11 protein-coding genes are annotated in these 12,004 nt (G+C 71.0%); 8 read left to right on the forward strand and 3 right to left on the reverse strand.

The genetic code is table 11. The features are described from left to right. On the reverse strand, positions 1 to 508 hold a 508-nt coding region (locus D7X74_RS32650), incomplete at its 3' end, for an RtcB family protein (RefSeq protein ID WP_147446762.1). Then, complete coding sequence (locus tag D7X74_RS32655; protein ID WP_120536928.1) at positions 505 to 936, reverse strand: ribosome-binding factor A; 432 nt, start codon at positions 934 to 936, stop codon at positions 505 to 507. The genes D7X74_RS32655 and D7X74_RS32650, both read right to left, overlap by 4 nt. A 428-nt stretch (positions 937 to 1,364) precedes the next feature. Here D7X74_RS32655 and D7X74_RS32660 point away from each other — a divergent pair, with 428 nt between their 5' ends. The 8 genes from D7X74_RS32660 to D7X74_RS32695 all read left to right on the forward strand — a co-directional run bounded on the left by D7X74_RS32660 (position 1,365) and on the right by D7X74_RS32695 (position 11,180). Beyond that, complete coding sequence (locus tag D7X74_RS32660; RefSeq protein WP_120536920.1) at positions 1,365 to 2,759, forward strand: NAD(P)/FAD-dependent oxidoreductase; 1,395 nt, start codon at positions 1,365 to 1,367, stop codon at positions 2,757 to 2,759. 59 nt (positions 2,760 to 2,818) lie between these two features. Continuing rightward, positions 2,819 to 4,036, forward strand: coding sequence for a glycosyltransferase family 87 protein (locus D7X74_RS32665; RefSeq protein WP_120536921.1), 1,218 nt, complete (start codon positions 2,819 to 2,821; stop codon positions 4,034 to 4,036). Positions 4,037 to 4,118: 82 nt separating this feature from the next. Continuing rightward, positions 4,119 to 4,889 (forward strand): energy transducer TonB, encoded by a 771-nt coding sequence (locus D7X74_RS32670; protein WP_120536922.1) that lies wholly within the window; start codon positions 4,119 to 4,121, stop codon positions 4,887 to 4,889. A gap of 28 nt (positions 4,890 to 4,917) precedes the next feature. After that, a complete protein-coding gene (locus D7X74_RS32675; protein WP_120536923.1) occupies positions 4,918 to 5,673 on the forward strand; it encodes a MotA/TolQ/ExbB proton channel family protein in 756 nt (251 codons plus the stop codon). Next, positions 5,657 to 6,064 carry a biopolymer transporter ExbD gene (locus D7X74_RS32680; protein ID WP_120536924.1) on the forward strand — a complete coding sequence of 136 codons (408 nt, stop codon included), beginning with the start codon at positions 5,657 to 5,659 and terminating at the stop codon, positions 6,062 to 6,064. Before D7X74_RS32675 ends, D7X74_RS32680 begins: the two co-directional genes overlap by 17 nt. 15 nt (positions 6,065 to 6,079) lie before the next feature. Then, positions 6,080 to 6,508 carry a biopolymer transporter ExbD gene (locus D7X74_RS32685; RefSeq protein WP_120536925.1) on the forward strand — a complete coding sequence of 143 codons (429 nt, stop codon included), beginning with the start codon at positions 6,080 to 6,082 and terminating at the stop codon, positions 6,506 to 6,508. A gap of 148 nt (positions 6,509 to 6,656) precedes the next feature. Further along, the gene (locus D7X74_RS32690) at positions 6,657 to 9,776 is read left to right on the forward strand and encodes a TonB-dependent receptor domain-containing protein (RefSeq protein WP_120536926.1); all 3,120 of its coding nucleotides are present in this window, start codon (positions 6,657 to 6,659) and stop codon (positions 9,774 to 9,776) included. 30 nt (positions 9,777 to 9,806) lie between these two features. Further along, entirely contained in the window at positions 9,807 to 11,180 is a 1,374-nt protein-coding gene (locus D7X74_RS32695) for a hypothetical protein (protein ID WP_120536927.1), read from the forward strand. 72 nt (positions 11,181 to 11,252) lie between these two features. Here the strand turns inward: D7X74_RS32695 and D7X74_RS43225 are convergent, their stop codons facing one another. Next, positions 11,253 to 11,771: a hypothetical protein gene (locus D7X74_RS43225; RefSeq protein WP_158622330.1), complete on the reverse strand. Its 519-nt coding sequence runs from the start codon at positions 11,769 to 11,771 to the stop codon at positions 11,253 to 11,255. Between the last annotated feature and the right edge of the window lie 233 nt (positions 11,772 to 12,004).

The following is a 12,004-nucleotide window of genomic DNA, read 5'->3' on the forward strand; positions in this document are numbered from 1 at the left end:
GCCAGAGGTCCCCCGCCCCGTCCCGGTCCAGCTCCAGGAAGTGGTTGCCACCCCCCAGCGTGCCCAGGTGGCGCGGCGCCAGACGCTCCCAGGCCTGGGTGAGGCGATGGGTGGACAGCGCCGGGGACTCCAGCCCGGGGGGCAGCGGCAGGCCCTTGCCCCGGTGCACCGCGTCCCCCACCGGGATGACACGCGCGAGCTGGGACAGGAGCTGCTCCAGGTCCGCGCGTGACAGTGAGGCCGCGGGGAAGGCGAAGCGGTGCGCGCTCACCCCGCAGCCCAGGTCGTTGCCCAGCGCGCCGGGGACGACGTGGTGTTCGGTGGCGAAGACGGTGCCCACCGCCACGCCCGACGCGAGGTGCACGTCCGGCATCACCGCCACGTGCTCGACGACGTAGGGCTGCGCGGCGAGCTGCTGGAGCTGCCGGAGCGCGGCGGCGGGCACCGCGCGGGCCCAGGCGAGCAGTGGCACCGCGCCCGGTGGGACTTCGAGGATGCGGGGCATCATGCGTCACCCCCTTCCCCTTCGTCGTCCGAGGCCCGGTCAGGGTCGTCAGGCTCCGTGCATGGGGCGGTGCCCACGTGGACGAAGCGCAGGTTCGGGGTGCGCTTGAGGTTCAGGTGCTGCGCGAGCTGGGAGCGCAGGTAGCCCTGCGCGCGCAGCAGGGCCTCCTTCACCTGGGCGGGGTCGGCGGTGTCCTCCGGCAGCGTGTAGCCGATGCGCGCGGTGCGGCCTTCGGGGGACAGCTCGAACGACGTCAGCGCGACGCCTTCGAGCAGCGGGTCGGACAGCTCGCCCCGGAACAGCAGCGAGATCTCCTCGGAGAGGGTGGATTGGACGCGCAGGTGACGCGCGGACGGAGCCTGGGACTGGAACAGCGAGGAACCCGAACGTCGGGACGACGCGCGGGGACGGCGAGACCTGGATGAGGACATGAGCGAAGACGGACTTCTGGTCGGCCGCGTCCCGTTGCTCGCGAGGAGCCGGGACACGACCGTGGTGTGCACGCAGGAGCCCCGCGCGGACACGCCGTCTCTTCGCGCACGGCGAGGACGTCCCTCCACCACGGGACCGCGCGCGGAAAGGCGCGGCCGTCGGGCAGGTGTGGGACGACGCCGGTGACGCTAGACGCGCGACCGTGAGGAGCGAACCGAGACACCCTTGGCGACACGTCCCATGGCACACCTCCCGCCGCACGCAGCACCGCGCGGACAGCGCACCGACGCGACGGGCACGTCGGGCCTGACAATAAAGCGCGGGGCCTGTCCGGTGGTGACCAGCCGCTCTTTCCACCATCCGACTCGGGCGTTCAGTGCGATTGGCAGGGAGGCCCCCCGGATGCAAGCAGTAGGCGGGAGGCTTCATGGCCGAGACTTTCGACGTGGTGGTGATTGGGGCGGGTCCGACGGGGGAGAACGCGGGAGCGAGGGCCGCGGCGGGTGGGTTGAAGGTGGCGCTCGTGGAGCACGAGCTGCTGGGCGGCGAGTGCTCCTACTGGGCCTGCATGCCCAGCAAGGCCCTGCTGCACCCCGGCGAAACGCTCTGGATGGCGCAGCACACGCCCGGCGTGCGCGAGCTCATCAAGGAGCCGCTCAAGGCCGAGGCCGTGCTCAAGCACCGCGACAAGATGGTGTCCGGCTACGACGACAAGTCCCAGGTGAAGTGGGCGGAGGGCGCGAAGCTCACCGTGGTGCGCGGGCGCGGCAAGCTCACCGGTCCGCGCAGGGTGCGCGTGGAAGGCAAGGACGGGAAGGTGCGCGAGCTGGAGGCGCGCAAGGCCGTCATCATCGCCACGGGCAGCAAGCCGCGCATGCCGGACATCCAGGGGCTCAAGGACTCACGGCCCTGGGACAACCGCGAGGGCACGGGCTCCAAGGCAGTGCCGGGCCGGCTGGTGGTGCTGGGCGGCGGCGTGGAGGCCGTGGAGCTGGCGCAGGGGTGGCGCGAGCTGGGTTCGGAGGTGACGCTGGTGCAGCGCGGTCCCCGCCTGCTCACGCGCTTCGAGCCCTTCGTGGGCGAGCAGGTGGCCCAGGCGCTGCGCGACACCGGCGTGCGCGTGTTCCTGGAGACGCAGGCGACGAAGGTGCAGCGCTCGGGCGAGGGCAAGGGCGAGTACACCGTGACGCTGTCCAACCGGGACACGCTGCGCGCGGACGCGCTGCTCGTGGCCATGGGCCGCACCGCGCGCACGGACGACCTGGGCGTGGACACGGTGGGCCTCAAGCCCGGCGCCTCCATCGAGGTCGATGATCAGCTCCGCGCGAAGGGCGTGGACGGGGACTGGCTCTACGCGTGCGGCGACGTGAACGGCCGCAACCTGCTCACGCACATGGGCAAGTACCAGGGGCGGCTGGTGGGCGACGTCATCCTGGGCAAGCCCGCGAAGGCGTGGGCGGACACCAAGGCCACGCCGCAGGTCGTCTTCACGCACCCGCAGGTGGCCAGCGTGGGCTACACCGAGGAGAAGGCGCGCAAGGCGGGCGTCCCGGTGAAGACGGTGCAGTACGAGCTGGGTGACGTGGCCGGCACGTCGCTGATGGGCGAGGGTTTCAAGGGCACCGCGAAGCTGGTGGTGGACGAGCAGCGCCGGGTCATCGTGGGCGCCACGTTCACCGGCCCTGGCGTGGGGGAGATGCTCCACGCGGCCACCATCGCCATCGCGGGCGAAGTGCCCCTGGACACGCTCTGGCACGCGGTGCCGTCGTACCCCACCATGAGCGAGGTGTGGCTGCGGCTGCTGGAAGCCTACGGTCTGTGATTGCGGTGGGGCGCCTCCGCGTGGAAGGGTGCGCGCCCCTCCTCCGCTTCACCCTGTGAATGATTGTCGCTGACCCGCCGCGCCGCCGCGCATCCCTGAAGGTGGAGTGGGCCCTGCTGCTGGTGCTCGCGGTGGCGGCCGTGGCGGTGGGTCAGCACCCCAGGCGCGGCGTGGACTTCCGCGTCTACCTCACCGCGGCGGAGCGCTTCCGCGAAGGCACGGACCTCTACCGCGCGGAAGACGGCACCATGCCGTTCAAGTACGCGCCCGTCACCGCGCCCCTCTTCCTGCCCTTCACCGCCGTGCCCCCGCGCGCCGCCGTGGCGCTGTGGAACCTGGGCTCCGTGCTCGCCCTGGCCGCCGTGTCCGTGCTCACCCGCCGCGCCGCGCCCGCGCCCGGCGAGGCCGCTGCGTGGCCGTGGGCGCCGGTGCTCGCGACCGCCGTGTTGTTGCCCGCGTTCAGCTTCGAGTTCTTCTACGGCCAGGTGGACGCCGTGCTGCTGTGGCTGCTGGTGGTCGCGGCCGTGGGGGCGGAGCGGGGCCGCGTCTGGAGTCCCGGCGCCGCGTTCGCCGTGGCGTGTCTGCTCAAGCCTCCGGCCGCGCTGCTGGGCCTGTTCTTCCTCGCGCGCAGACACTGGCGCGTCGTGGGCACCACGGCCCTGTTCGGCGTGTTGCTGGTGATGCCCACGCTGATCCGCTACGGGTGGGAGGGGACGCTGTCACAGGTGCATGACTGGACGCGGACGCTCGCGCGCACCACGCCGCCGTGGGCGCTGGGCCACAACCCGCAGGGCCTGCCCACGCTGCTGCTGTCGCTGGTGCTGCCCCCGGAGTCCCTGCCGCCCGCTGGCGCGATGACGCTGGCGCAGGCCGTGGCGGTGGGGCTGTTCGTCGTCGCCCTGCTGTGGGCGCGGCCCGGGCCCGTGGACCTGCTCGCGTTCGGCTGTCTGGGCGTGACGCTCCTGTCACCGTTGGCGTGGCGCGCGAACTACGTGCTCGCGTGGCCGCTGATCCGCGCGGCGCTGGAAGGTCGGTCGCGCTCCGGCCAGGCGCTGGTGGCGTTGGTGGCGCTCACGGGCATCCTGGTGTCGGAGACGGTGCTGGGCGCGGAGCTCGCTCGAAGCGTGCTGCTCACCCGGCCCTTCGCGTGGGCCTACACGGCGCTGCTCCTGACACTCCTGTGGCAGACGCGGCGCCGAGGTGCCCCCACCGCCGTACTTCCCGACGGAGCCGTGACGCACCTGCCGCGTGAATTTCCGAACGCACGCGCATCGTGACCCAATCGAAACAATGCCGGGGGCAAAGTGTCACGGAGCCTGAACCTTCGTGACACACGGCGTCGCTATATGCGTCCCCGTCATGTTCGAAACGTTCGACAGCGCCTCCAGCGCCCCCGCCGCCCGGCGGTTCGCGCTCTCCACCACCGCGTCGGTCGCCGTCTTCGGACTCATCGCCGTCGCGGCGATGACCGCGGCGAACACCGTGAAGGAAGTCATCAAGGAGAAGAAGGTGGACGTCGTCTTCCGTCCGCCGCCGCCTCCAGTTCCCGTCGTCGAGGTGAAGCCGCCGCCCCCGCCGCCTCCGCCGCCCGTGAAGGTCACGCCGCGCGCCGCGCCTCCCGCGCTCGCCAAGGCGCCGCCTCCCGCCGCGCCCGTCACCGCGCCCGCGCCGCTGAAGGCCCCGGACGCGGTGCCGCTCGACAAGCCGCCGGAAGCGGAGAAGGAAGTGGTCGCCGCGGCGCCCATGGCCGTCGGTGGCACCGGTACGCTCGTGCCCGGGGGCGTGGTGGGCGGTGTCGGCAGCGGTGAGGGGATGGCCATTGGCGGAGGTCGCGCCCAGCCCATCAACCTGCCGGAGTCGGCCACGCCTCCGGAGCCGCTGTCCGCGAACCTGCTGCCCGAGTACCCCTCCGACGCCCGCTCCAAGGGTCAGGAGGGCCTGGTCATCCTCAAGGGTGTCGTCGAGGTGGACGGCCGCGTCACCGGACTCAAGGTGATGCGCGGGGATGAGCCCTTCGCCAGCGCCGCGCTGGCCGCCGTGCGCACCTGGCGCTTCCGGCCCGCCGTCGTGTCCGGCCAGCCCACCGCCGTCTTCCGCATCTTCAAGGTCCCCTTCCGCCTCAAGTCCTGACGCCCCTCTTCCCCGGGAACACACCGCCATGAACTTCAACCTCAAAGAGATCTACGCGCACATGGGCGTCTTCGCCCTGGGCATCGCCTGGACGCTGATCGCCTTCGCGGTCGCGTCGCTGGCCGTCTTCTTCGAGCGCCTGTTCGTCTACTTCCGCTCGCGCGCCGCGTCCCGCAAGTTCGCCGGCCGCGCCGGTCCGCTCCTCGCGCAGCAGCAGCACGACGCGCTGGTGAAGGAGGCCGAGGGCAACAAGAGCAGCCACCTGGCGATGATGCTGGGCGGCGGCATGAAGACGTTCCTGTCCAAGTCCCGCGCGCCCGCCGGCAAGCTGGGCGCGGTGGAGCTCACGCGCCGCGACCTGGTGCGCATCAACGAGCGCATCACCGCGGACGTGCGCCGGGGCATGTCGGTGCTGGCCACGGTGGGTTCGGTGGCGCCGTTCGTCGGACTGCTGGGCACGGTGGTGGGCATCATCGAGGCCTTCGCCGGCATCGCGAAGGAGGGCTCCGGCGGCCTGGGCGCGGTGTCCGCCGGCATCGCCGAGGCGCTGGTCGTCACCGCGCTGGGCCTGCTGGTCGCCATCCCCGCGGTGCTGATGTTCAACTTCCTGTCCACCCGCGCGGACGCGCTGCTGCTCTCCCTGGAGCAGGCGCGCGGCGAGTTCCTGGACCACCTGGAGGACATGGCCGGCGACAAGCGCGCGGTGGCCGCCCACGCGACGCATTCGAACAGCGCGGACGTCGTCTCCACCCGCGCCGAGGCCACCGATGTCGGCCACGCGTAGGAGCATCACCCCGGAGATGAACGTGACGCCGCTGGTGGACGTGGTGTTGGTCCTCCTCATCATCTTCATGGTCGTCACGCCGCAGTTGGAGGCGGGCGCCGCGGTGGAGCTGCCCGTCGCGACGAACCCGGATCCGGAGAACAAGAACCTGGAGCCCACGACGGTGAGCCTCGCGGCGAACGGGTCCTTCTTCCTGGACCGCAAGCAACTGACGCGCGACGCGCTGGTGGTGGAGCTGAAGACGCTGCATCAGGCGAAGCCGGACGCGCCCGTGGTGCTCAAGGCGGACCGGGGCGTGGCGTACGCGCAGGTCAGAGGCGTCTTCAAGGCGATGCAGGACATTGGTTTCCCGGGCATCAGCCTGCAGGTCATCGACCGGCAGAAGAAGTAAGGGGAGGCACGCGCCATGGCTTTCGACGTCGGTGGCAGCAAGGGCGGCATCCGCCCCACGATGAACGTGACGCCCCTGGTGGACGTGGTGTTGGTCCTCCTCATCATCTTCATGGTCGTCACGCCGCTGATGACCAAGCACCTGTGGATGAACGTGCCGGCGAAGGCGGACAAGACGCAGGACACGCCGCCCCCGCCTCCGGACGCGAAGCCGCCCGTGGTGCTCACGGTGGACAAGGCCGGCACGTTGCGCATCAACCGCGAGGAGGTGCCGCGCGACCAGGTGGTGGAGCGCCTGCGGCGCATGCTCAACGCGCGAGCGGACAAGATCGTCTTCTTCGACGCGAGCGACGCGGTGCCGTACGGCAGTGCCATGGAAGTGCTGGACCTGGCGCGGGGTGGGAACATCACCGTCGCCGTGTTGCCGGAGCGACTCGCGGATTGAGTCGTGCATCGGGTGTCCCGCGCGCGGTGCGAGCCGCGCGCGGTCCGTGACACCGAGTTTTCCGTTCCCCGCCAGAGACGTCACAAACCCTTCATCCCAATGCCACGGGCGTCGCGTTGATTGCGCGTCGCTGTCGGCAAGGAGAGCCGTGTTGTCTCGTTCGAACTTCGTGCGCGCCCTCGTGGCGTCACTCGTGCTCATCACGCTGCCTGCCTTCGCGCAGGCCCCCGGCGCCGAGCCGACAGCCCCTCTTGCGCCGTCCCCCTCCGCCACGCCCGGCACGCAGCCCGCCGGTGAGCTTCCGCCTCCGCCGGGGACTCCTGGCGAGTCCGCTGCGTCACAGCCGGACGGTTCACTGCCCACCAGCCCCGCGCCTTCCCTGGGGACGCAGCCCGGGAGCGCCGCGAACCCGGCGCCCGTGAGCCCTGAGTCCGCGCAGCCCGTGGATCCTTCCGCTCCGGCCGCCGCGCAGACCGGCACCGTGACGGATCCCTCCGCGACTCCTACCGAAGGCACCGAGGCCACAGCGTCCGACGAGGCGGCGATGGGCGATGAAGCCCTCGCGGAGTCCGCCGCGCCGCCCCCTGGCTTCACCGGCATCTACGGCCGGCTCACGGACGAGGCCAACGGCGAGGGCCTCATCGAGGCCACCGTGAAGGTGGTGACGGGCTCGCAGAAGCAGGCCCTCACCGACCTGGACGGCAACTACCGGCTCGCGCTGCCGCCGGGCAAGTACGACCTGCGCGCCTTCTACGACGTGTACCAGGGCCGCCGCATCACCGGCGTCGTCGTCACCCAGGGCAAGGCCACGAAGCTGGACGTCGCGCTGAGCGCGGACGTGGGCGCGGTGCAGGAGGTCGTCGTCGAGGCCCGCTCCGACCGCCGCGCCGAGGGCGCCCTGCTCCAGGACCGCAAGAAGGCCGCCGCCGTCTCCGACGCCATCAGCGCGCAGGAGATCGCCCGCACGCCGGACTCCAGCGCCGGTGACGCCGTGAAGCGCGTGGTCAGCGCCACCGTGGTGGACGGCAAGTATGTCCTGCTGCGCGGCCTGGGCGGCCGGTACGCCACCACGCTGCTCAACGGCGCGCTGTTGCCCAGTCCGGAGCCGGACGAGCCCAGCGTGCCGCTGGACCTGTTCCCCACGAGCCTGCTCGCGAATCTCAACGTGGTGAAGAGCTACACGCCGGACCTGCCGGGCACCTTCGGCGGCGGCACGCTCCTCATCGAGACCAACACCTACCCGTCCCAGTTCGAATTCAAGCCGCGCCTCACCCTGGGCGGCGACACCGTGACGACCTTCCGCGAGCGCAACTCGCAGGCGCAGGGCGGCTTCGGTGAGGCGCTGGGCTTCGCCGATTCCAACCGCGGCCTGCCGTCCGAATTGCCCCGCGACCACCGCCTGGGCGCGGGTGGAGAGTCAGCGCAGCAGTTGGAAGGCCAGTGGGAGAGCTTCACCAACGTCTGGGAGAAGCGCACCACGCGCGCCGTGCCCAACCTGGGCCTGGGCGCGTCGCTGGGCGACACGCTGCGCTTCGGCAACCAGCGGCTGGGCTACCTGGCCACCGTCAACTACGGCCACCGCGACGGCGTGCAGACGGGCGACTTCGCCCGCGCGTCCCGCGACGAGTCCGGTGCGCTCATTCCCCAGGACGTCGCGCGCACCACGCAGGGCTTCTCCACCGCGAACCTCAGTGGACTTGCCAGCGTGGGCTACCAGTTCGACCGCGACAACGAGCTGACCTTCTTCAGCCTCTACACGCGCGGCACCGACACGCGCACGTACACCGCCAACGGCAACAACAACGTGCGCGGCGACGCCTACTCCAGCACCCGCCTCCAGTTCATCACCCGCGCGCTGTCCTTCACCCAGCTGCGCGGCTTCCACCGCCTGGGGCTGCTGGGCGACTCGGAGCTGGACTGGCAGGCCAACATCTCCCGCGTGGACCGCGACGAACCCGACACGCGCGACACCCTCTACAGCGCCAGCCTGAACAACCCGGACGCGCAGCTGTCCTTCCCCAACCAGCCCAACAGCGGCGAGCGCTTCTTCGCCGAGCTGGGCGAGACGTCCACCGGCGGCAGCGTCAACCTCACCCTGCCCTTCACCTCCGACCTGCGCGTGAAGGTGGGCGGCCTGACGCAGGTGTCCTTCCGCGACTTCAGCGCGCGCCGCTTCCGCTACCTGCTCAACGACACGCCGGTGGACCGCACCCAGTCCCCCGAGCAGCTCTTCTCGCCGGAGAACGTGGGCACCTCCATCACCGTGCGCGAGACGACCCGCGCGGACGACGCCTACAACGCCTTCCTGGGCATCTACGCCGGCTACGTGTCCGCGGACTACAAGCTCGTGGAGCCGCTGCGCCTGGTGGGCGGCGTGCGCGTGGAAGCGTCCACGCAGAACCTCACGCTGAAGGACCCCTTCACCGGCGTGGAGGGCGAGAGCGGCACCGACCAGCGCTACCTGGACGTGCTGCCGTCGTTCAACGCCATCTACGCGCTGTCCGAGAAGGTGAACCTGCGCGCGGGCTACAGCTACACGCTGGCGCGGCCCACGTTCCGGGAGCTCGCACCCTTCATCTTCTTCGACTTCGTGCGCCGCCGGAACGTGTCCGGCAACCCCGACCTCTTGGAGACGCGCATCCACAACGTGGACGCGCGCGTGGAGTGGTTCGTCGGGGAGAACGACGTGCTGGCCGCGAGCGCCTTCTACAAGCGCTTCCAGGACCCCATCGAGCGCGTCATCCGCAACCCGGACAGCGGGGACCTGGGCTTCGAGAACGCCGCGGGCGCGGACAGCTACGGCCTGGAGCTGGAGGCGCGCACGTCGCTGGCGCGCTTCACCCCCGCGCTGCGTCCGGTGCGCGTGGGCGCGAACCTCACGCTCATCCAGTCGAAGGTGGACCTGGGCGACTCCGCGGTGGTGGGCGCGCAGACGAACAAGGACCGTCCGCTCCAGGGCCAGTCGCCCTACGTGGTCAACCTCAACGTGGGCTACGAGCGACCGGAGAGCGGCACCGAATTCGCGGTCCTCTACAACGTGTACGGCCAGCGCATCAGCGAGGTCGGCGTGCAGGGCCTGCCGGACGTGTACGAGCGGCCCTTCCACCGCGTGGACATCACCCTCACCCAGAAGCTGGGCGCGACGCAGCTGAAGCTGACCGCCGCGAACCTCCTCAACGCGTCCGTCACCCTCCGCCAGGGGGACGTGACGGTGCAGACGTACAAGCCCGGCATGGCGTTCACCGCCGCGCTCGGTTGGGCCCTGTAGTTCCCATTTCCTCCCGAAAGGACGTCACCCATGAAGCGCCTGTTTGCATCCGTCCTCGCCCTCTCCAGCCTCACGCTGCTGTCCGCTTGCGGAGACGACAAGGACCCCGACAACAAGCCGGACGGCGGCGACCCCCAGGCCACCGCGCAGGACGTGACCGCGAACATCACCGAGGACACGACGTGGAAGGCGGGCACCACGTACACGCTGAAGAACTACGTGTTCGTGGAGAAGGGCACGCTGACCATCGAGGCGGGCGTCACGGTGCTGGGCGACCAGGGCAGCGCGCTGGTCGTCACCCGTGAGGCGAAGCTCAACGCGGTGGGCACGGCGGAGAAGCCCATCATCTTCACCAGCGCGCAGGCGGCGGGCACGCGCACGGCCGGCGATTGGGGCGGCGTGGTGCTGCTGGGCAAGGCGCGCATCAACGTGGCCGGCGGCGAGAACACCGTCGAGGGCTTCTTCGCGACGAGCGGCGACGTGAAGACGAAGTACGGCGGCACGGATGACGCCCACAACTGCGGCACGCTGAAGTACGCGCGCATCGAGTTCGCGGGCTACGAGCTGGCCGAGGACAACGAGCTCAACGGCCTGACGGTGGGCGGTTGCGGCACGGCGACGGACATCGACTACGTGCAGGTGCACAAGGGCGCCGACGACGGCGTGGAGATGTTCGGCGGCACGGCGGGCCTGAAGCACGTCGTCATCACGCAGACGGACGATGACGGCCTGGACTTCGACCTGGGCTGGCGCGGCAAGGTGCAGTTCCTGGTGGTGCAGCAGAACGCGACGGTGGGCAACCGGGGCATCGAGGCCTCCGGCAACAAGAACGACAACGGCGCGCAGCCGCACACGATGCCGGAGATCTGGAACGCGACGTTCATCGGCTCGGGGCGTCCGGCGGGCACGGCGCCCGCGCAGGAAGGCCTGGTGTTCAACACGGGCGCGGGCGGCCTGCTGCGCAACATCATCGTCGCGAACTTCGCGGACCTGGCCATCGACGTGGACGGCACGGCCTCCGCGGCGCTGTGGAACGCGGCCAACCCGGAGCTGTCGCTGCAGAGCACGCTGTTCTGGTCCAACCGGGGCGACACGCTGGCCATCCCGAACGCGCCGAACCCGAAGAAGGACGCGTCCGGCGCGGTCACCGACGCGGACGTGAGCAAGTTCGTGGAGGCGGAGAAGGTGCTGGCCACGGGCCTGAACAACAAGGTCGCGAACCCCCAGCTCACGGCGGCGCTGAACCTGGAGGCTCCGGACTTCACCCCGGCGGCGGGTTCCCCGGCGCTCAACCCGGACAACGCGGCCACGCCCGGCGCGGGCTTCGACGCCAGCGCGCGCTTCGTCGGCGCGGTGGGCACCACCAACTGGCTGGCCGGTTGGACGGCGTTCCCGAAGAACTAGCTTCGAGCGTGACGTGACACACGGACCGCGTGCTCCCGGCCTCAGGCCAGGGGCACGCGGTTTCGTTTCAGCCTACGACGGCAGGCCCGAGGCCGCGTCGTCCTGCGCGCTGGCCAGGGACTCCGGGGTGTTGCCGCCCTCGGTGAACAGCGAGCCACCGGCCACCGGACGCACCTTGGGGGGACGGCCGCGACGGCGCGGGGCGTTCTCGTCGGAGCCCGGCGTCGCGTTCACCGGCTCCGCCACCTGTGACGGCCCGCTCGCCTTGCGCGTCGGACGCGGCAGGTGGATGGCCTCCAGCTTCGCTCCCAGCTCCGCGTCGTCCTCCGCGAACACCTTCGCGTAGGCCAGCGCCCGCTGGCCCTTCTGCAGGAGCGACTCCTGGCTCTCGTTCAGCGCCTGCCTCGCCGCGTCCAGCGCCGCCTGCGCCCGCGCCACCGCCTCCGCCTTCTGGCGCACCTGCACCGCGGCCTCGCCCAGCACCTCCGTGTCCACGTCCGGGAACTTCACGTCGGCCAGGTCGGTGGCGAACAGCTCGAGCAACCCGCGCAGCGCGGGGGAGATGGAATCGTTCTCGGGGGAATCGAACATGGGCAGGCCTCCTCACAAGGCGTTGAGGCCGCCTATCTGCCCAGATGTTCAGTGCCCTTTCAAGGGGGTCCGCTAAGCGGCCGGAAACTCGGCCCCGCGCGCTTCGTCAAGGACCCCGCGCGGATCAGTCCACCCGCACCAGCGCCACGTCGCGCACCCCCAGCGACGGATCCACGTCCACCGCCAGGTAGTGCCGGCCCACCCCGTCGAAGGCCTCCGGGATCGCCCCGCCC

This window comes from Corallococcus sp. CA047B, from assembly GCF_003612065.1.
GTDB lineage: Bacteria > Myxococcota > Myxococcia > Myxococcales > Myxococcaceae > Corallococcus > Corallococcus praedator.

What these genes read in the sequence shown, in the direction of transcription:
- D7X74_RS32655 (WP_120536928.1), bottom strand. Translation starts at nt 936, where the DNA reads ATGTCCTCATCCAGGTCTCGCCGTCCCCGCGCGTCGTCCCGACGTTCG.
- D7X74_RS32660 (WP_120536920.1), top strand. Translation starts at nt 1,365, where the DNA reads ATGGCCGAGACTTTCGACGTGGTGGTGATTGGGGCGGGTCCGACGGGG.
- D7X74_RS32665 (WP_120536921.1), top strand. Translation starts at nt 2,819, where the DNA reads ATGATTGTCGCTGACCCGCCGCGCCGCCGCGCATCCCTGAAGGTGGAG.
- D7X74_RS32670 (WP_120536922.1), top strand. Translation starts at nt 4,119, where the DNA reads ATGTTCGAAACGTTCGACAGCGCCTCCAGCGCCCCCGCCGCCCGGCGG.
- D7X74_RS32675 (WP_120536923.1), top strand. Translation starts at nt 4,918, where the DNA reads ATGAACTTCAACCTCAAAGAGATCTACGCGCACATGGGCGTCTTCGCC.
- D7X74_RS32680 (WP_120536924.1), top strand. Translation starts at nt 5,657, where the DNA reads ATGTCGGCCACGCGTAGGAGCATCACCCCGGAGATGAACGTGACGCCG.
- D7X74_RS32685 (WP_120536925.1), top strand. Translation starts at nt 6,080, where the DNA reads ATGGCTTTCGACGTCGGTGGCAGCAAGGGCGGCATCCGCCCCACGATG.
- D7X74_RS32695 (WP_120536927.1), top strand. Translation starts at nt 9,807, where the DNA reads ATGAAGCGCCTGTTTGCATCCGTCCTCGCCCTCTCCAGCCTCACGCTG.
- D7X74_RS43225 (WP_158622330.1), bottom strand. Translation starts at nt 11,771, where the DNA reads ATGTTCGATTCCCCCGAGAACGATTCCATCTCCCCCGCGCTGCGCGGG.